The organism is Variovorax sp. N23, assembly GCF_025486315.1.
Classification (GTDB): Bacteria; Pseudomonadota; Gammaproteobacteria; order Burkholderiales; family Burkholderiaceae_C; genus Variovorax.
The window spans coordinates 144,319-160,710 of record NZ_JAOOPY010000006.1 but is presented as its reverse complement, the minus strand read 5'-3'; the positions used below and the strand labels follow the sequence as shown (position 1 = coordinate 160,710).

The window sequence follows — 16,392 nt, the reverse complement described above, 5'->3', positions numbered from 1 at the left end:
TTTCAGTCGTTGGAGGCTTCGCGGGCCTGCGCCTTGCGAAGCGCCTTTTCCTCGATGCCGCTGGTGCCTTCGCGTCGCTCCAGTTCGTCGATGACCTCGCGCGGCGTGAGGCCGTAGTGCGCGAGCGCCACCATGCTGTGGAACCACAGGTCGGCCACTTCGTTCACTATTTTCTGGCGGTCGCCGCCGTGGTCGGCGTCCTTGGCCGCCATGACGACCTCGGTCGCCTCCTCGCCGATCTTCTTGAGGAAGGCGTCGGGCCCCTTGTGCAGCAGGCGAGCCACGTAGCTCTTTTCGGGGTCGCCGCCGCGCGCAGGCAGGCGGCTTTCGATCGTGGCGGCAAGGCGGGCGAGCGCGTCGGTGGTCATCGTTTCCATTATTTGTAGATCGTTTCCGGGTCCTTCAAGACCGGGTCGACCGCAATCCATCGGCCATTCTCGTATTTGCTGAAGAAACAGCTGTGACGGCCGGTGTGGCAGGCGATGCCGGGCTCGTGGCCGAGCTGCGTCACCTTGAGCAGCACGACGTCGTTGTCGCAGTCCAGGCGAATCTCGTGCACCGTCTGCACGTGGCCCGACTCCTCGCCCTTGAACCAGAGCTTGTTGCGCGAGCGGCTGAAATACACGGCGCGGCCGAGTTCGGCGGTCTTTTCGAGCGCCTCGCGGTTCATCCAGGCGAACATCAGCACGTCGTTGCTGCCCTGCTCCTGCGCGATGACCGGCACCAGGCCGTTCGCGTCCCATTTCACTTCATTGAGCCAATCCATCGGGCGATTGTCGCAAACCGTCAATGCCGGCCGGCGAACAGGCTCAAAGACGCACCGGAATACCGCGCGCGGCCATCTGCGCCTTCGCCTCGCCCACCGTGAATTCGCCGTAGTGGAAGATGCTGGCCGCCAGCACCGCGTCGGCCCCGCCGATCTGGATGCCGTCGGACAGATGATCGAGCGCGCCGACGCCGCCCGAGGCGATCACCGGCACGCTGACCGCGTCGCTCACCGCGCGGGTCAGCGCCAGGTCGAAGCCGCTCTTGGTGCCGTCGCGGTCCATGCTGGTCAGCAGGATCTCGCCGGCGCCGCGGCGCGCCATCTCGACGGCCCACTGCACCGCGTCGAGGCCGGTGTTCTTGCGTCCGCCATGGCTGTACACGTCCCAGCCCGGACCGCGCGTGGCGACGTCCTCGGGCGTGCGACGCTTGGCGTCGATGGCGACCACGATGCACTGGGCGCCGTACTTCCGCGCGGCGTCCTCGATCACCTGCGGATTGGCGATGGCGGCCGAATTGAAGCTGATCTTGTCGGCGCCTGCGTTGAGCAGCCGGCGCACATCCTCGACCGTGCGCACCCCGCCGCCCACCGTCAGCGGAATGAAGACCTGCGAAGCCACCGCTTCGATGATCGGCAGGATCAGGTCGCGGCCGTCGCTGGTGGCGGTGATGTCGAGGAAGGTCAGTTCGTCGGCGCCCTGCGCGTTGTAGCGCGCGGCGATCTCGACCGGGTCGCCCGCGTCGCGCAGTTCGACGAAGTTGACGCCCTTCACGACGCGGCCGCCGGTCACGTCGAGGCAGGGGATGATGCGTTTGGCGAGCATAGGATCGGTGTTGGGAAGAAAAAGAAGGATCAGCGCACGCTGAGTTGCTGCCAGCCCTGCCATGCGGCGCCCGGCTGGAGCAGCACGGCTTCGTCGATGCGTGCCGCCTCGACGCAGAGCATGTGGCGCCAACCGTCGTCCGGCAGATCGGACAGCTTGGCCGCGAGCACGGGGCCCGGGTTCCAGACCACCGTTTCGGTGCAACTCGCGCTCTGCGCGATCTCGAGCGTGCCGCGCGGCTGGACCAGGCGCAACGGTTCGGCTGGCGCGGCGTAGACACTGTCGAATTCCTCGCCGAAGCGCAGCGCCTCGGTGGCTTCGGGATGGCGCAGGTCGCAGACCGCATCCCAGCGGGCGGCGCCCAGCAGGCCTTCGAGGCGCACATCGGCGATCTCGTCGACCCGCAGGTAGGTGTGCAGCGCAGCGGTGAAGGCCCAGGGGGCGGTGCCGGTGTTCACCACGTCGAGCGCGGTGCGCAGAGCCTGAGGCGTCAGCGTGACGGTCAGGGTGACGCGAAAGCCGTGGGGCCAGAGCGCGCGGGTGGCGTCGCTGTCCGTCAGCACCAGCCGCACGTCGCCCGGTGCGGCCGGATCGACGGGCTCGACCTGCCACGCCATGTTGCGCGCGAAGCCGTGCTTGGCCAGCGGCCCGCGCTGGTTGAACTGTGGCCAGCAGACGGGCACGCCGCCACGGATGGCGGCCAGGCCGTCGAAGACGGCGTCGGGACTGAGGTAGATGCGCTCCACGCCGTCGGCCGTGGTCCACCCGAGCACCTGCGCGCCGTGCAACGCGACGGTGCAGGTGCTGCCCTCGGGGAGGGTGAGGCGCACCGCGGGCTGGCCGCGGACGTCGAGGGTTTGCAAGGGCATGGCGCGATTCTAGATTTAGCGCGATGCTCACACGGCCTGGCGCAACATCGGTCTGCAACTTGCAAGGCCCTCGCACCACCCAAGGAACCCCCATGTCCCGCCCGCGCTTTCCCCGTCTTTCCATCCTGATCGCCGTCTTCTTCGCCGCCGCGGCCACCGCCCAGCCGGCCGTCACGCTGAAGATCGCGACCGAGTACCCGGCCACCTCGATGCCCGGACTCGGCATGTCCACCTTCGTCGAGAAGGTAGCCCAGAAGACGGGAGGCCGCGTGGTCTTCGAGCCCAGCTTCGATGCATCGGCGGGCTTCAAGTCCGGCGACATGGTCGACGCCGTCCAGGCCCGGAAGCTCGACGCGGCCGATGCGTTCGCCGGCGGCGTGGCCAACAAGTACCCGCTGTTCGCCGTGTCGTCGCTGCCCTTCCTGGCCGATTCGCTGCCACGGGCCGAGGCGCTGCTCAAGGCGGCCCGCCCGGCGTACGAGCGCTTCCTGGGAGCGCACGGTCAGAAGCTGCTGTACACAACGCCCTGGCCGGCGTCGGGCATCTGGTCGAAGAAGCCTGTCGGGTCGCTCGACGCCCTGCGGGCGCTGCGCATCCGCACCTACGACGGCATCTCCCAGTCGACGATGACGGCGGCCGGCGCGACGGCCTTCAACATCTCCTTCGCCGACGCCATGCCGCGCATCGCGGCGGGTGACGTCGACGCCGTTTTGTCGTCCGGTGACGGCGGCGCGGGCCGAAAGCTGTGGCAGTACCTGCCGGCCTTCGCCGAGATCAACTACGCCATGCCGATTTCGATCACCACGATCAACCTCGCCGCCTACGACGCACTCGACGCCGCGGGGAAGGCCGCCATCGACCAGGCCGGGGCAGAAACGGAGGCGGCCCAGTGGCAGCGCATCCGCAGCCGGCTCGACGAAAACTACCGCACGATGCGCAGCAACGGCGTCGTGATCGACACGCGGGTGGCGCCGGACGTCATGCGGGGGCTGAAGTCGGCCTCGACCGGTGCGTTGAAGCAGTGGCAGGCGAAGGTCGGCGCGGACGCCGACGAGATCCTGAAGCGGCTGGGCAGCGACTGAGGCTGCCCCTGCCGCGTTCAGCCGAGGGCGAGTTCGTCGGCGCGGGCCTGCGCCGCGGCGAAGTCGAGGTCGCCCGAGTAGATGGCGCGGCCGCAGATCACGCCTTCGACGCCTTCGGATTCGACCGCGCAGAGTTGGTCGATGTCGGCCATGTTCGACAGGCCACCCGAGGCGATGACCGGGATGGTGAGCGCCTGCGCGAGCTTCACCGTGGCATCGATGTTGATGCCCGACAGCATGCCGTCGCGGCCGATGTCGGTGTAGATGATCGACTCGACGCCGTAGTCCTCGAACTTCTTGCCCAGGTCGGCGACTTCGTGGCCGGTGAGCTTGCTCCAGCCGTCGGTCGCGACCTTGCCGTCCTTGGCGTCGAGGCCGACGATGATGTGGCCGCCGAAAGCGACGCAGGCGTCCTTCAGGAAGCCGGGGTTCTTCACCGCGGCCGTGCCGATGATCACGTAGCGCAGGCCGTCGTCGATGTAGCGCTCGATGGTGTCGAGGTCGCGGATGCCGCCGCCCAGCTGCACCGGGATCTCTTCGCCCACCTCGCGCAGGATCGCCTTGATCGCGGCGTGGTTCTGCGGCTTGCCGGCGAAGGCGCCGTTCAGGTCGACCAGGTGCAGCCGACGGGCGCCCGCTTCGACCCACTTGCGCGCCATGGCGGCCGGGTCTTCGCTGAAGATGGTCGATTGGTCCATGTCGCCTTGTTTGAGGCGAACGCAGTGGCCGTCTTTGAGGTCAATGGCGGGAATCAGCAGCATGGCAGGGCGAGCCGGAAGGCTCAGGGGTTCCAGTGGAGGAAGTTGCGGTAGAGCTGCAGACCATGGTCTGCACTCTTCTCGGGGTGAAACTGGGTGGCGAAAATATTATCGCGCGCAATGGCGGCCGTGAACGGCGCGCCGTAGTCGGCTTCGCCGACGCTGTGCTTGGGATCGGCCGGCCTGGCGAAGAAGCTGTGGACGAAATAGAAGTACGCCTGGTCCGGGACCCCGGCCCATACCGGGTGCGGCTGCGCCTGGCGCACCTGGTTCCAGCCCATCTGCGGCACCTTGTAGCGGCTGCCGTCGGGCTGGGTGCGGCCGGCCAGGTCGAACTTGATCACCTGGCCAGGAATGAGGCCGAGCCCGTTCGTCGGCCCTTCCTCGCTGGTCGACAACAGCATCTGCATGCCCACGCACACGCCGAAGAGCGGCTTGCTGGCGGCCGCCTCGAGCACCGAGGCCTGCAAGCCCGAATCCCGCAGCTCGCGCATGCAGTCGGGCATGGCGCCCTGCCCCGGCAGCACCACGCGGGTGGCCTTGCGCACCACCTCGGGGTCGGACGTGACGAAGACTTCCACGCCGACCTGGTCGGCGGCGTGCTGCACGGCCTGCGACACGGAGCGCAGGTTGCCCATGCCGTAGTCGACGACGGCAACGGTGTTGGCGGCGGTGGTCATGTGGATGCGTCATCGCGAGCGGTCGGGCTCGCGCAATCAGAAATGCTTACAGGGAGCCTTTGGTGGAGGGAATGACACCGGCCGAGCGCGGATCCAGCTCCAGCGCGCCGCGCAGCGCGCGGGCGAAGGCTTTGAACACCGTCTCGCACTGGTGATGCGCATTGACGCCCTTGAGGTTGTCGATGTGCAGCGTCACGCCGGCGTGGTTCACGAAGCCCTGGAAAAACTCGTAGGTCAGCTGGCTGTCGAAGCCGCCGATCATGCCGCTGGTGAAGGGCACATGCATCACCAGGCCCGGCCGGCCGGAGAAGTCGATGACCACGCGGCTGAGCGCCTCGTCCAGCGGCACGTAGGCGTGGCCGTAACGGCGGATGCCCTTCTTGTCGCCGACGGCCTTCGCGACCGCCTGGCCCAGCGTGATGCCGACGTCTTCCACCGTGTGGTGGCCGTCGATATGCAGGTCGCCCTGGCAGTCGATCTCGAGGTCGATCAGCCCATGGCGGGCGATCTGGTCGAGCATGTGGTCGAAGAAGCCGATGCCCGTCGACAGCTTGGCGCGGCCGCTGCCGTCGAGGTTCACCGAGGCGGTGATCTTCGTCTCGGCGGTGTTGCGCGTGACGGAGGCCGTACGCGGATTCTGCGAATCCGCGGTGGCTTTGCGGTCGCCGCCGGCGGCGACGGCCTCGGGTGCCGTGGGGGTGTTCATAGGGAGGATTCGAGCGCCGCGAGCATCCGCGCGTTGTCGTCGGCGGTCCCGACGGTCAGGCGCAGGCAATTCGCCAGCAAGGGGTGCATTTTAGAAACGTTCTTGATCAGAACCCCGCGTGCCTTCATGCCCTCGAAGGTTTTTGTCGCGTCCGGCACCCGGACGAGCACCATGTTGGCCTCGCTGGGCCACTGCTTCAGGCCGGGCAGTCTGGCGAGGCCTGCGACCAGATGCTCGCGCTGCGCGCGCAGGTCGGCCGCCTGCCAAGCGAACACGTCGGCATGCTCCAGCGCGAACAGCGCGCACTCGCAGTTCAGCACGCTGATGTTGTAGGGCGGGCGCACCTTGTCGATCTCGGCGATCAGCGCCTGCGGCCCCATCAGGTAGCCCAGGCGCACGCCGGCCAGGCCGAACTTGCTGAGCGTGCGCATCAGCAGCACGTGGCCATGGCGCGCCACGCGGTCGATGTAGCTGCGGGCCGCGAAGGGCTGGTAGGCCTCGTCGATGATCACCAGGCCACCCTGCGCACCCTGCGCTTGGACGATCTGCTCGATCGTCGCGTCGTCCCAGAGGTTGGCGGTCGGGTTGTTCGGGTACGCGAGGTACACGATGGCCGGCTTCTCGGTCGCGATGGCGGCCAGCATGGCCGGGCCGTCGAGCTCGAAATCGGCCGTGAGCGGCACACCGACGAAGCGCACGCCCTGCAGCTGCGCGCTGATGGCGTACATCACGAAGCCCGGTTGCGGTGCCAGGATGGCCGCACCCGGCAGGTCGCAGGCCATCGTGACGAGCGAGATCAGCTCGTCCGAGCCGTTGCCCAGCATCAGCGAGAAGCCGGCAGGCATCTGCGCGTGGTCCGCGAGCGCGCGCTTGAGGTCGTCGCCGCGCGCGCCGGGATAGCGGTTGAGCGCCAGGCGCGAAAGGCGCACGCCGAGTTCGGCCTGCAGCACCGGCGGCAGGCCGTGCGGGTTCTCCATGGCGTCGAGCTTGAGGAGGCCGGTCGCGTCCTGCACCGCATAGGCATGCATGGACTGGACATCGGCGCGGATGCGCTGGAGGGCGGCGGGGGTGGTCGAAGCGGTCATGGTTTCTTCAGTGGGTGCAGCGGTAGCTGCTGCGCAGCGCCGACGACAGCACGAGCTGCACCGGCATGTCGGCCTCGTAGCTGTCGGCGTTGCGCGAGAGTTCGGTCTGGTAGAGCGAGCGGGCCATCGCGGGCTCCAGCCGGCGGCCTTCGATGCAGAAGGGCGGCTTCTGGCCGGCGCGCTGCGCGGCGTCGCTCGCCTCGCGCAAGCCTTCCATCACGCCGACCAGGTAGTAGTTGGCGTAGAGCTTGCCGTCCTTCTCGTTGGCCTCGAGCGTGCGCAGTTCGCGGATGCTCATGGCGTGGGCGCCGGCGCCCAGGGCGAGAAGGGCCAACAGGACGGTGCGTGCGAGCACGGCCATCGCCAGGATCTCAGTTGGCCTTCAGCCGCATCCGGGCCGCCTCGGCGTGCGCCGACAGGCCTTCGCCCTCGGCCAGCGTCACAGCGATGCGGCCCAGCGTCTGCGCGCCCTGCTCGCTCACCTCGATCAGGCTGGAGCGCTTCTGGAAGTCGTAGACGCCCAGCGGGCTGGAGAAGCGCGCGGTGCCGCTGGTCGGCAGCACGTGGTTCGGGCCGGCGCAGTAGTCGCCGAGGCTCTCACTGGTGAAGGCGCCCAGGAAGATCGCGCCGGCATGCTTGAGCAGCGGCTCCCAGCGGTGCGGGTCGCGGCTGCTCACTTCCAGGTGCTCGGGTGCGATGCGGTTGCTGATGGCGCAGGCTTCTTCCATGTCGCGCGTCTGGATCAGCGCACCGCGGCCGTTGAGCGACGCGGCGATGATCCCGGCGCGCGGCATGGTCGGCAGCAGGCGGTCGATTTCCTGCTGCACACGGTCGATGTACGCGGCGTCGGGGCACAGCAGGATGCTCTGCGCCAGCTCGTCGTGCTCGGCCTGGCTGAAGAGGTCCATCGCCACCCAGTCGGGCGGCGTGCTGCCGTCGGCCAGCACCAGGATCTCGCTCGGGCCCGCGATCATGTCGATGCCGACCGTGCCGAAGACGCGGCGCTTGGCGGCCGCCACGTAGGCGTTGCCGGGGCCGGTGATCTTGTCGACCGCCGGCACCGTCGCGGTGCCGTAGGCCAGCGCGGCCACGGCCTGCGCGCCGCCGATGGTGAAGGCGCGGCTGACGCCGGCGACGTGCGCGGCGGCCAGCACCAGCGGGTTCTTCTCGCCGCCCGGCGTGGGCACCACCATGATGATCTCGCCGACACCGGCGACATGCGCCGGAATCGCGTTCATCAGCACGCTCGACGGGTAGGCCGCCTTGCCGCCCGGCACGTAGATGCCGACGCGGTCGAGCGGCGTGACCTTCTGGCCGAGCAGCGTGCCGTCTTCGTCGCGGTACTGCCAGCTTTCGCCGCTCGCCTTCTTCTGGGCCTCGTGGTAGCTGCGCACGCGGCGCGCGGCGGCTTCGAGCGCCTCGCGCTGCACGGCGGGCAGGGACTCGAAGGCCGCGCGCAGTTCGTCGGCCGTGAGTTCCAGCGCCGTCATGTCGGCCAGGTCGAGGCGGTCGAAGCGCTTGGTGTATTCCAGCACCGCCGCGTCGCCGCGCTGCTGCACATCGGCCAGGATCTCCGCCACGCGCTCTTCGATGGCCGCATCCGCATCCGCCGACCAATGCAGCCGCGCCTTGAACGCCGTCTCGAAATCGGCGGCAGCGGTGGACAGGCGAAGGGGGGCGGCGGACAGGGTCATGGGCTTTCAGTCTTGCGGAATGGCCGACGCGAAGGCGTCGAGGATGCGGCGGATCGGCGCCTGCTTGAGCTTGAGCGCGGCCTGGTTGACGACCAGGCGGGCGCTGATGTCCATGATGCGCTCGACCTCGACCAGGTGGTTCGCACGCAGCGTGTTGCCCGTCGACACGAGGTCGACGATGGCATCGGCGAGGCCGGTGAGCGGCGCGAGCTCCATGCTGCCGTAGAGCTTGATCAGGTCGACGTGCACGCCCTTGCTGGCGAAGAAGTCGCGCGACAGGCCGACGTACTTGGTCGCCACGCGCAGGCGCGAGCCCTGCTTCACGGCCGAGGCGTAGTCGTAGTCGGCGCGCACCGCCACGCTCAGGCGGCAGGCGGCGATCTTCAGGTCGAGCGGCTGGTACAGGCCCTGGTTGCCGTGCTCGAGCAGCACGTCGAGCCCGGTCACGCCGAGGTCGGCGCCGCCGTACTGCACGTAGGTCGGCACGTCGGACGCACGCACCAGCACCACCCGCACGTCGGGCTGCGTGGTCGCGAGGATCAGCTTGCGCGATTTCTCCGGGTCTTCGGTCACTTCGATGCCGGCGGCGGCCAGCATCGGCAGGGTTTCGTCGAAGATGCGTCCCTTGGACAGGGCCAACGTGATCACGATGCGGCTCCCGTCACGCGCTCGATGTCGGCGCCCAGGCCGCGCAGCTTGGCTTCCATGCGGTCGTAGCCGCGATCGAGGTGGTAGATGCGGTCGACCATCGTCTCGCCGTCGGCCACCAGGCCGGCGATCACCAGGCTGGCGGACGCGCGCAGGTCGGTCGCCATCACGGTCGCGCCCGACAGGGCGGTGCCGCCCTCCACCACCGCCACCTTGCCGTCGACGTGGATGGTCGCGCCGAGGCGCACCAGTTCGTTCACATGCATGAATCGGTTCTCGAAGATGGTCTCGGTCACCGCCGCCGTGCCCTGCGCGACGCAGTTGAGCGCCATGAACTGCGCCTGCATGTCGGTCGGGAAGCCGGGGTATTCGGTGGTGCGGAAGGCCTGCGCCTTCAGCGTGGCGCCGCCGCTGCTGGCAATGCGCACGCCGCCTTCGACCGGCTTCACGTCGCAGCCGGCGTCGCGCAGCTTGTCGATCACGGCGTCGAGGTGGTCGGCGCGCGCGTGGCGCAGGAAGACCTCGCCACCGGCCGCGGCCACGGCGCACAGGAAGGTGCCGGCCTCGATGCGGTCGGCCACCACGGCGTGCTCGCAGCCGTGCAGTTTCTCGACGCCCTGGATGCGGATGTGGCTGGTGCCGTGGCCTTCGATCTTCGCGCCCATCTTGATGAGCATCTCGGCCAGGTCGACGATCTCCGGCTCCTGCGCGGCGTTCTCGAGCAGCGTCTCGCCCTCGGCCAGTGCGGCGGCCATCAGGAAGTTCTCGGTGCCGGTGACGGTCACCATGTCGGTCAGGATGCGCGCGCCCTGGAGCCGCGAGCGGCCGGCCGGCAGCTTGGCGAGCATGTAGCCGTGCTCGACCACGATCTCGGCGCCCATGGCCTGCAGGCCCTTGATGTGCTGGTCGACCGGGCGCGAGCCGATGGCGCAACCGCCCGGCAGCGACACCTTGGCGTGGCCGAAGCGCGCCAGCAACGGGCCCAGCGCCAGCACCGACGCACGCATGGTCTTGACCAGCTCGTAGGGCGCCTCAGGGTTGTTCAGGTCACCCGCGTCGAGCCGCACCGTGCCGTTGTCGTCCCGCTCGGCCGCCACGCCCATGTTGCGCACCAGCTTGAGCATGGTCGACACGTCCTGCAGGCGCGGCACGTTGTGCAGCGTCACTGGCTGATCGGTCAGCAGCGCGGCGCAGAGCTCGGGCAGCGCGGCGTTCTTGGCGCCGGAAACGATGACTTCGCCGCCGAGCGTGCGCCCGCCGCGAATGAGAAGTTTGTCCATGAAAAATCCAGCAGGAAGGGGAGCGGGGCTCAGCGCGGTGCCGATGCCCATTCGGCGGGCGTGTACGTCTTCATCGACAGCGCATGCACCTCGTCGGTATGCATTTTCGCACCGAGCGTCTTGTAGACCCGCTGGTGCCGCTGGATGGCGCGCAGGCCGTCGAATTCGGCCGAGACGATAGTGGCGTACCAATGGCGCCCGTCGCCCTCGAGCGCGATGTGCTCGCAGGGCAGGCCGGCTTCGATGATGGCTTGGAGTTGGTCGGCGGTCATGGGGTCAGCCTCGGATCTTGTAGCCGATGCGAAGGAGATGAACAGCGATGGCGCTGACGACCAACCAGGCACCGCCCACGATGCCGAGGCTGAGCCACGGCGAGGTGTCGCTGACGCCGAAGAAGCCGTAGCGGAAGCCGTCGATCATGTAGAAGAAGGGGTTCAGGTGGCTCACGCCCTGCCAGAACGGCGGCAGCGAGCCGATCGAATAGAACACGCCCGACAGGAAGGTCATGGGCATGATCAAGAAGTTCTGGAACATCGCCATCTGGTCGAACTTCTCGGCCCACAGGCCGGCGATCAGGCCCAGCGTCCCGAGCATCGCGGCGCCCAGGAAGGCGAACACGAGGATCCACAGCGGCGCGGCGAAGTCCGGCATCGCGAAGAAGATCGTCACCACGAAGACGCCCAGGCCCACGGCCAGCCCGCGGATGATCGAGGAGCCGACGTAGGCCAGGAACCAGCCCCAGTGCGACAGCGGCGTGAGCAGCACGAAGACCAGGCTGCCCATGATCTTGCTCTGGATGATCGACGACGAGCTGTTGGCGAAGGCGTTCTGCAGCACGCTCATCATCACCAGGCCGGGGATGAGGAAGGCGGTGTAGCCGACGGTGCCGTAGACCTTCACGTGGTCTTCCAGCACATGCCCGAAGACCATGAGGTACAGCACGGCAGTCAGGATCGGCGCGCCGACGGTCTGGAAGCCGACCTTCCAGAAGCGCAGTGTTTCCTTGTAGAGCAGCGTGCGCCAGCCGGTGGTTCGAATCATCATCGTGCGACCTCCAGCGGCGCTTGCTCGCCCGCCATCAGGTCGATGAACACGTCCTCCAGGTCGGCCTTGCGCATCTCGACGTCTTCCACCGCCACGCCGGCCTGGCGCAGCGCGCCGAGCAGTTGCTCGACCTCGTGCGCGTTCTGCGCGGGCAGTTGCACGATGCGCCCGGTGATGCGCGCATGCTGCGCGATCGCCCACGGCAGGTCGGCGTCGGTCTTGAAGCGCAGCACGTTGCTGGCGGCGGACTTGAGCAGTTCGCTGGTGCGGTCGAGCGCGATCACGCGGCCTTGCTTGAGCATCGCGATGCGGTTGCACAGGGCTTCCGCTTCCTCGAGGTAGTGGGTGGTGAGCAGCACGGTGCTGCCCTGCTTGTTGAGCTTGGCGATGAACTGCCACAGCGTCTGGCGCAGTTCGACGTCGACCCCGGCCGTGGGCTCGTCGAGCACGATCACTGGCGGCTTGTGCACCAGCGCCTGCGCGACCAGCACACGGCGCTTCATGCCGCCCGACAGCTGTCGCAGGTTGGCGTTCGCCTTGTCGGCCAGGCCCAGGCTGTGCAGCAGCTCGTCGATCCAGGCGTCGTTGTTCTTGATGCCGAAGTAGCCCGACTGGATGCGCAGCGACTCGCGGACGTTGAAAAAGGGATCGAACACCAGTTCCTGCGGCACGATACCCAGGTGGCGCCGGGCCTCGGCGTAGTCACGCTGCACATCGAAGCCGTGCACGCTCACGCTGCCCGAGGTCGGCCGGGAGAGCCCGGCGAGCATGCTGATGAGGGTGGTCTTGCCCGCGCCGTTCGGCCCGAGCAGGCCGAAGAACTCGCCCTCTTCAATCTGGAAGCTGACGTCATCGACGGCGCGCAGACCCGGTTTTCCCAGGGCGCGCTGTTGACGTGAGGCGGGATAGGTCTTGCAGACCGACTGGAAGGAGATCGCGGGCATGGGAGCCCGAGATTCTAGGCCGGTCGCACTTTTCTAGGGCGCGGCAGGCAAAAGGCCCGCGATACCGTAGAGCGAAGCCAGCTCGCGCAGGCGGGGCGACAGGCCCTTGACCGCAAAGCTGCGGCCCAGCGCGCTCGCCTCACGGCGGCATTCCAGCAGAACCGCCAGCGCCGACGAATCGAAGCGCTCGAGCGCGCTGGCATCGACCACGGCACTGGAGCCGTCCTGCCCGGCGAGGCCCTGCTGCAGCATCCGCATGCAGGCGGGGGCTTCGTCGTGCGTCAACTTGGGCGGCAGGACCAGCATCGGTCAGCTCTTGTCGTTGCTCTTGTTGCGCGCTGCCAGCGCCGCGATCAGCCCGTCGATGCCCTGGCTGTTGATCTGCTGCGCGAACTGCGTGCGGTAGGTGTCGACCAGCCAGACGCCCAGCACATTGAGGTTGTAGACCTTCCAGCCGCTGCCCTCGCCCGGCGTCTTCTCGAGGCGGTAGTCGAGCTGCACCGGGTCGCCGCCACCGCGGATCTCGGTGCGCACGAGCACCTCCTTGTCGTCGGACGAACCGCGGAAGGGCCGGACGCTGACACTCTGGTTGCTCACCTGGTCGAGCGCGCCGGCATAGGTGCGCACCAACAGCGTCTTGAATTCGTCCTGCAGCCGCTTCTTCTGCTCCGGCGTGGCCTGGCGCCAGGCCGGGCCGACGGCCGAGGCGGTCATGCGCTGAAAGTTGACGTTGGGCATGATCTTGCTGTCGACCAGCACCATGATCTTGTTGATGTCGCCGGCCTTGATCGACTTGTCGGCCTTGATCGTGTCCAGCACATCACCGGAAATGCGCTGCACCAGGGCGTCGGGCGCTTCGTCGGCGGCACGGGCGGGCGAGACGAAAAATGCGGCCGCACCGAACAGCAAGGCGCTGGCGAGGGCGAGCCGGCCGATGTGGCGGCGTTGCACGGTAGCGGTGGAGTTCATGGTCAAAGCGGTTTCCTCGAGCGAATCAGAAGACGGAGCCCGCAGCGCAGGGCTCCAGCCTGTTGGAAGAACAAAGCGCGCGCCGGGTTCCGGGCGCGGGGTGGGCGCTTGCAACCGGATGCAAGCGCGGCCCCTCAGTCGGCACCGGCGCCGTCGTCCGGCGGGTTGCCGTCGTACACCTCGCTGCGCCGGCGCTGGAGGTACGCATCGCGTGTGAAGGAGTACTTGTCGAGTGCGGCATCGCCAATCAGGCGGCCGGCCCGGAGGTAGGTGGCGCGGGTGTCGACGACGCGCAGCACGTACATCGAATTGCGGACCGGGATGTCGTGGACATAGCCGACCAGATCGCCCTTGAGATCGATCGGCAGGGCCGCCGTGTCGCGCACCGTGGACGGGCCCAGGATCGGCAGCACCACATAGGGGCCGCTGGGCACGCCGTAGCGGCCCAGGGTCTGGCCGAAATCCTCGCTGTGCCGGTCGATGCCCAGTTCGCTGGCCACGTCGATCAGGCCGCCCAGGCCGAAGAAGGTGTTGACGTTGAGCCGCATGAAGGTCTCGGCGCTGTTCTGCGGCTTGAGTTGCAACACGCTGTTGGCGAAGTTCCAGACGTCACCCAGATTCGCGAAGAAGTTGTTGACCCCCGTGCGCACCGGCGACGGCAGCACCTTCTGGTAGGTCGTGGCCACCGGCACCAGCACCGTCCGGTCGACCGCGTCGTTGAAACTGAAGACACCGCGATTCAGGGGCTCGAAGGGGTCGGCCTTGTTCGGGTAAGGCCCGCTGGCACAGCCGGCCAGGGTCGCCAGCATCAGCGCTGCGGCGGCGAAGCGGACGCGCCGCAGCGGGATCGGGGCCGATGCGGCCGGAGATACGGAGGTGGAGGGCATCATTTCTTGGTGGCTGGCGCTGGTTGCGAACTGCCCTCGGCTGCCTTGCTGTACAGGAACTGGCTGATCAGATTTTCCAGAACGACCGCAGATTGCGTGGAAGTGATCACGTCACCCTGCTGAAGGTTCTTTTCCTCGGCACCCGCCTCGATCCCGATGTACTGCTCGCCGAGCAGGCCACTGGTCAGGATCTTGAGCGAGCTGTCCTTGGGGAAACTGTAGCGATTTTGCAAAGACAGCGTCACACTGGCCTGGAAATTCTTGTCGTCGAACGTGATCGACTCGACACGTCCGACCACCACGCCCGCGCTCTTGAGCGCGGCCTGGGGCTTGAGGCCGCCGATGTTGTCGAAACGCGCCGTGACCGTGTAAGACTTTTGGAAACTCAGGCTCAGCAGGTTGGCCGACTGCAGCGCCAGGAAGAGCAGCGCCGCCGCGCCGATCAGCACGAACAGGCCCACCCAGATGTCATTGTTGGAACGTTGCATGGTTCGATCTCGTTGTGCGTTTCTACTAGATGCTGAACATCATCGCCGTCAGCAGGAAATCCAGGCCGAGCACGGCCAGCGAGGCCACCACCACGGTCCGTGTCGTGGCGCGCGACACGCCCTCCGGCGTGGGCTGCGCCTCGAAACCCTGCAGCAGGGCCACGAAGGTCACGGTGAAGCCGAAGACGACGCTCTTGACCACCCCGTTGCCGACATCCTTCCAGACGTCGACGCCACCCTGCATCTGGCTCCAGAAGGAGCCCGGATCGAGCCCCAGCATGAGCACGCCGACCACGTAGCCGCCCAGGATGCCGACCGCGCTGAACACGGCGGCCAGCAGCGGCATGGTGATCACGCCGGCCCAGAAGCGCGGCGCCAAGATGCGCTGCACCGGGTCGACCGCCATCATCTCCATGGCGCTCAGTTGCTCTCCCGCCTTCATGAGGCCGATCTCGGCCGTCAGCGAGGTACCGGCACGCCCCGCGAAGAGCAGCGCGGCCACCACCGGGCCGAGTTCCCGCACCAGGCTCAGCGCGACCAGCAGGCCCAGCGCGTCGGCCGATCCGTAGCGCTGAAGCGTGTAGTAGCCCTGCAGGCCGAGCACGAAGCCGACGAACAGCCCGGAGATCGCGATGATCGCCAGCGAGTAGTTGCCCAGGAAGTGGATCTGGTCGCGCACCAGCGAGAAGCGGCCCAGGCTGCGTGCGCCCGGACCGGCCAGTCGCATGAACAGCCGTGCGCCGCGGCCCATGTCGGCCAGCTTGCTGCGGACGGCGAAGCCGACGTCGGCCGGATTCCAGATGCTCATCGATGTCCTCCCGGCGCGGGGCCGAAGTCGTCTTCGATCGAAGCCCCGGGGTAATGGAAATGCACCGGCCCGTCGGGCAGCGCGTTGACGAACTGGTGGACCAGCGGGTCGACGCTCTCCCGCACCTGTGCGGGCCGCCCCTGCGCCGCGATGCCGCCGTTGGCCAGGATGATCACGTGGTCGGCGATGCGGAAGGTCTCTTCCAGGTCGTGCGACACGATGATGCTCGTGAGGCCGAGCGTGTCGTTCAACTGGCGGATCAGGCGCGCGGCAGTGCCCAGCGAGATCGGGTCGAGGCCGGCGAACGGCTCGTCGTACATCACCAGGTCGGGGTCGAGCGCGATGGCACGGGCCAGCGCCACGCGCCGCGCCATGCCGCCCGACACCTCGCTGGGCCGCAGGTCGCGCGCGCCGCGCAGGCCGACCGCGTCGAGCTTCATGAGCACGATGTCGCGCACCAGCGCTTCGGGCAAGGACGTGTGCTCGCGCAGCGGGAAAGCCACATTGTCGAAGACACTCATGTCGGTGAACAGCGCACCGAACTGGAACAGCATGCCCATGCGGCGCCGGGCGGCATAGAGCGCCGGGGCCTTCATCTGGCCGATGTCGGCACCGTCGAACAGCACCTCGCCGCGCTGTGCGCGCAGTTGCCCGCCGATCAGCCGCAGCACGGTGGTCTTGCCGCCGCCGGAGGCGCCCATGAGCGCCGTCACCTTGCCGCGCGGCACGGCGAACGACACGCCGTCCAGGATCGCACGCGCGCCGTACCCGAAGGTCACGTCACGGAACTCGATGAGCGAAGGAGTGTTGGCGTCCATACTTGAAAAAGAAAAGCCGGGGCGCCCTTCAGGCATCCCGGCT

At 67.9% G+C, this 16,392-nt stretch carries 22 protein-coding genes; 1 reads left to right on the top strand and 21 read right to left on the bottom strand.

What is annotated here, in order from left to right:
- Positions 1-2: 2 nt before the first annotated feature.
- From N8A90_RS11455 to N8A90_RS11440, 4 genes are read right to left on the bottom strand one after another with little or no spacing between them, the layout of a single operon-like run.
- Positions 3-377, bottom strand: coding sequence for a phosphoribosyl-ATP diphosphatase (locus N8A90_RS11455; protein ID WP_410087663.1), 375 nt, complete (start codon positions 375-377; stop codon positions 3-5).
- On the bottom strand, positions 377-766 hold the full coding sequence (hisI, locus tag N8A90_RS11450; RefSeq protein ID WP_262074992.1) for a phosphoribosyl-AMP cyclohydrolase: 390 nt from the start codon (positions 764-766) through the stop codon (positions 377-379). Before hisI ends, N8A90_RS11455 begins: the two co-directional genes overlap by 1 nt.
- 43 nt (positions 767-809) lie before the next feature.
- A complete protein-coding gene (hisF, locus tag N8A90_RS11445; protein ID WP_262074991.1) occupies positions 810-1,589 on the bottom strand; it encodes an imidazole glycerol phosphate synthase subunit HisF in 780 nt (259 codons plus the stop codon).
- A gap of 29 nt (positions 1,590-1,618) precedes the next feature.
- Positions 1,619-2,458, bottom strand: a complete 840-nt coding sequence (locus tag N8A90_RS11440) for a D-hexose-6-phosphate mutarotase (protein ID WP_262074990.1) — start codon at positions 2,456-2,458, stop codon at positions 1,619-1,621.
- Between the two features lie 92 nt (positions 2,459-2,550).
- Here N8A90_RS11440 and N8A90_RS11435 point away from each other — a divergent pair, with 92 nt between their 5' ends.
- The gene (locus N8A90_RS11435) at positions 2,551-3,540 is read left to right on the top strand and encodes a TRAP transporter substrate-binding protein (protein ID WP_262074989.1); all 990 of its coding nucleotides are present in this window, start codon (positions 2,551-2,553) and stop codon (positions 3,538-3,540) included.
- A gap of 17 nt (positions 3,541-3,557) precedes the next feature.
- Here the strand turns inward: N8A90_RS11435 and hisA are convergent, their stop codons facing one another.
- The 17 genes from hisA to N8A90_RS11350 form a co-directional block, all read right to left on the bottom strand.
- Positions 3,558-4,301, bottom strand: coding sequence for a 1-(5-phosphoribosyl)-5-[(5-phosphoribosylamino)methylideneamino]imidazole-4-carboxamide isomerase (gene hisA / locus N8A90_RS11430; RefSeq protein ID WP_262074988.1), 744 nt, complete (start codon positions 4,299-4,301; stop codon positions 3,558-3,560).
- A gap of 20 nt (positions 4,302-4,321) precedes the next feature.
- Positions 4,322-4,978 carry an imidazole glycerol phosphate synthase subunit HisH gene (gene hisH, locus N8A90_RS11425; protein ID WP_262074987.1) on the bottom strand — a complete coding sequence of 219 codons (657 nt, stop codon included), beginning with the start codon at positions 4,976-4,978 and terminating at the stop codon, positions 4,322-4,324.
- Between the two features lie 46 nt (positions 4,979-5,024).
- Positions 5,025-5,684, bottom strand: a complete 660-nt coding sequence (gene hisB, locus N8A90_RS11420) for an imidazoleglycerol-phosphate dehydratase HisB (RefSeq protein WP_262074986.1) — start codon at positions 5,682-5,684, stop codon at positions 5,025-5,027.
- A complete protein-coding gene (gene hisC, locus N8A90_RS11415; protein WP_262074985.1) occupies positions 5,681-6,769 on the bottom strand; it encodes a histidinol-phosphate transaminase in 1,089 nt (362 codons plus the stop codon). The genes hisB and hisC overlap by 4 nt, the downstream gene beginning before the upstream one ends.
- Before the next feature lie 7 nt (positions 6,770-6,776).
- Positions 6,777-7,130, bottom strand: a complete 354-nt coding sequence (locus N8A90_RS11410; protein WP_262074984.1) for a hypothetical protein — start codon at positions 7,128-7,130, stop codon at positions 6,777-6,779.
- A 10-nt stretch (positions 7,131-7,140) separates the two neighbouring features.
- Positions 7,141-8,463, bottom strand: a complete 1,323-nt coding sequence (gene hisD, locus N8A90_RS11405; RefSeq protein ID WP_262074983.1) for a histidinol dehydrogenase — start codon at positions 8,461-8,463, stop codon at positions 7,141-7,143.
- Positions 8,464-8,469: 6 nt separating this feature from the next.
- Positions 8,470-9,111 carry an ATP phosphoribosyltransferase gene (gene hisG, locus N8A90_RS11400; protein WP_262074982.1) on the bottom strand — a complete coding sequence of 214 codons (642 nt, stop codon included), beginning with the start codon at positions 9,109-9,111 and terminating at the stop codon, positions 8,470-8,472.
- On the bottom strand, positions 9,108-10,391 hold the full coding sequence (gene murA, locus N8A90_RS11395) for a UDP-N-acetylglucosamine 1-carboxyvinyltransferase (RefSeq protein ID WP_262074981.1): 1,284 nt from the start codon (positions 10,389-10,391) through the stop codon (positions 9,108-9,110). Before murA ends, hisG begins: the two co-directional genes overlap by 4 nt.
- Before the next feature lie 29 nt (positions 10,392-10,420).
- Positions 10,421-10,663 carry a BolA family protein gene (locus N8A90_RS11390; RefSeq protein ID WP_262074980.1) on the bottom strand — a complete coding sequence of 81 codons (243 nt, stop codon included), beginning with the start codon at positions 10,661-10,663 and terminating at the stop codon, positions 10,421-10,423.
- Between the two features lie 4 nt (positions 10,664-10,667).
- A complete protein-coding gene (locus tag N8A90_RS11385; protein WP_262075178.1) occupies positions 10,668-11,432 on the bottom strand; it encodes an ABC transporter permease in 765 nt (254 codons plus the stop codon).
- Positions 11,432-12,379: an ABC transporter ATP-binding protein gene (locus N8A90_RS11380; RefSeq protein ID WP_262074979.1), complete on the bottom strand. Its 948-nt coding sequence runs from the start codon at positions 12,377-12,379 to the stop codon at positions 11,432-11,434. The genes N8A90_RS11385 and N8A90_RS11380 overlap by 1 nt, the downstream gene beginning before the upstream one ends.
- Before the next feature lie 33 nt (positions 12,380-12,412).
- Complete coding sequence (locus N8A90_RS11375; RefSeq protein ID WP_262074978.1) at positions 12,413-12,685, bottom strand: lipid asymmetry maintenance protein MlaB; 273 nt, start codon at positions 12,683-12,685, stop codon at positions 12,413-12,415.
- A 3-nt stretch (positions 12,686-12,688) separates the two neighbouring features.
- Positions 12,689-13,348, bottom strand: a complete 660-nt coding sequence (locus tag N8A90_RS11370) for a phospholipid-binding protein MlaC (protein ID WP_262074977.1) — start codon at positions 13,346-13,348, stop codon at positions 12,689-12,691.
- A 134-nt stretch (positions 13,349-13,482) separates the two neighbouring features.
- A complete protein-coding gene (locus N8A90_RS11365) occupies positions 13,483-14,238 on the bottom strand; it encodes a VacJ family lipoprotein (protein WP_410087662.1) in 756 nt (251 codons plus the stop codon).
- On the bottom strand, positions 14,235-14,723 hold the full coding sequence (gene mlaD / locus N8A90_RS11360; protein WP_262074975.1) for an outer membrane lipid asymmetry maintenance protein MlaD: 489 nt from the start codon (positions 14,721-14,723) through the stop codon (positions 14,235-14,237). The genes N8A90_RS11365 and mlaD overlap by 4 nt, the downstream gene beginning before the upstream one ends.
- Positions 14,724-14,748: 25 nt before the next feature.
- Positions 14,749-15,531 carry a lipid asymmetry maintenance ABC transporter permease subunit MlaE gene (mlaE, locus tag N8A90_RS11355; RefSeq protein ID WP_262074974.1) on the bottom strand — a complete coding sequence of 261 codons (783 nt, stop codon included), beginning with the start codon at positions 15,529-15,531 and terminating at the stop codon, positions 14,749-14,751.
- Entirely contained in the window at positions 15,528-16,385 is an 858-nt protein-coding gene (locus tag N8A90_RS11350) for an ABC transporter ATP-binding protein (protein WP_262074973.1), read from the bottom strand. The genes mlaE and N8A90_RS11350 overlap by 4 nt, the downstream gene beginning before the upstream one ends.
- Positions 16,386-16,392: the final 7 nt, after the last annotated feature.

What these genes read in the sequence shown, in the direction of transcription:
- hisH (WP_262074987.1), bottom strand. Translation starts at nt 4,978, where the DNA reads ATGACCACCGCCGCCAACACCGTTGCCGTCGTCGACTACGGCATGGGC.
- N8A90_RS11390 (WP_262074980.1), bottom strand. Translation starts at nt 10,663, where the DNA reads ATGACCGCCGACCAACTCCAAGCCATCATCGAAGCCGGCCTGCCCTGC.
- hisF (WP_262074991.1), bottom strand. Translation starts at nt 1,589, where the DNA reads ATGCTCGCCAAACGCATCATCCCCTGCCTCGACGTGACCGGCGGCCGC.
- mlaE (WP_262074974.1), bottom strand. Translation starts at nt 15,531, where the DNA reads ATGAGCATCTGGAATCCGGCCGACGTCGGCTTCGCCGTCCGCAGCAAG.
- N8A90_RS11440 (WP_262074990.1), bottom strand. Translation starts at nt 2,458, where the DNA reads ATGCCCTTGCAAACCCTCGACGTCCGCGGCCAGCCCGCGGTGCGCCTC.
- N8A90_RS11435 (WP_262074989.1), top strand. Translation starts at nt 2,551, where the DNA reads ATGTCCCGCCCGCGCTTTCCCCGTCTTTCCATCCTGATCGCCGTCTTC.
- N8A90_RS11375 (WP_262074978.1), bottom strand. Translation starts at nt 12,685, where the DNA reads ATGCTGGTCCTGCCGCCCAAGTTGACGCACGACGAAGCCCCCGCCTGC.
- hisB (WP_262074986.1), bottom strand. Translation starts at nt 5,684, where the DNA reads ATGAACACCCCCACGGCACCCGAGGCCGTCGCCGCCGGCGGCGACCGC.
- hisA (WP_262074988.1), bottom strand. Translation starts at nt 4,301, where the DNA reads ATGCTGCTGATTCCCGCCATTGACCTCAAAGACGGCCACTGCGTTCGC.
- N8A90_RS11350 (WP_262074973.1), bottom strand. Translation starts at nt 16,385, where the DNA reads ATGCCTGAAGGGCGCCCCGGCTTTTCTTTTTCAAGTATGGACGCCAAC.
- hisD (WP_262074983.1), bottom strand. Translation starts at nt 8,463, where the DNA reads ATGACCCTGTCCGCCGCCCCCCTTCGCCTGTCCACCGCTGCCGCCGAT.
- N8A90_RS11410 (WP_262074984.1), bottom strand. Translation starts at nt 7,130, where the DNA reads ATGGCCGTGCTCGCACGCACCGTCCTGTTGGCCCTTCTCGCCCTGGGC.
- N8A90_RS11455 (WP_410087663.1), bottom strand. Translation starts at nt 377, where the DNA reads ATGGAAACGATGACCACCGACGCGCTCGCCCGCCTTGCCGCCACGATC.
- N8A90_RS11370 (WP_262074977.1), bottom strand. Translation starts at nt 13,348, where the DNA reads ATGAACTCCACCGCTACCGTGCAACGCCGCCACATCGGCCGGCTCGCC.
- N8A90_RS11385 (WP_262075178.1), bottom strand. Translation starts at nt 11,432, where the DNA reads ATGATTCGAACCACCGGCTGGCGCACGCTGCTCTACAAGGAAACACTG.
- hisC (WP_262074985.1), bottom strand. Translation starts at nt 6,769, where the DNA reads ATGACCGCTTCGACCACCCCCGCCGCCCTCCAGCGCATCCGCGCCGAT.
- murA (WP_262074981.1), bottom strand. Translation starts at nt 10,391, where the DNA reads ATGGACAAACTTCTCATTCGCGGCGGGCGCACGCTCGGCGGCGAAGTC.
- mlaD (WP_262074975.1), bottom strand. Translation starts at nt 14,723, where the DNA reads ATGCAACGTTCCAACAATGACATCTGGGTGGGCCTGTTCGTGCTGATC.
- N8A90_RS11380 (WP_262074979.1), bottom strand. Translation starts at nt 12,379, where the DNA reads ATGCCCGCGATCTCCTTCCAGTCGGTCTGCAAGACCTATCCCGCCTCA.
- N8A90_RS11365 (WP_410087662.1), bottom strand. Translation starts at nt 14,238, where the DNA reads ATGATGCCCTCCACCTCCGTATCTCCGGCCGCATCGGCCCCGATCCCG.
- hisI (WP_262074992.1), bottom strand. Translation starts at nt 766, where the DNA reads ATGGATTGGCTCAATGAAGTGAAATGGGACGCGAACGGCCTGGTGCCG.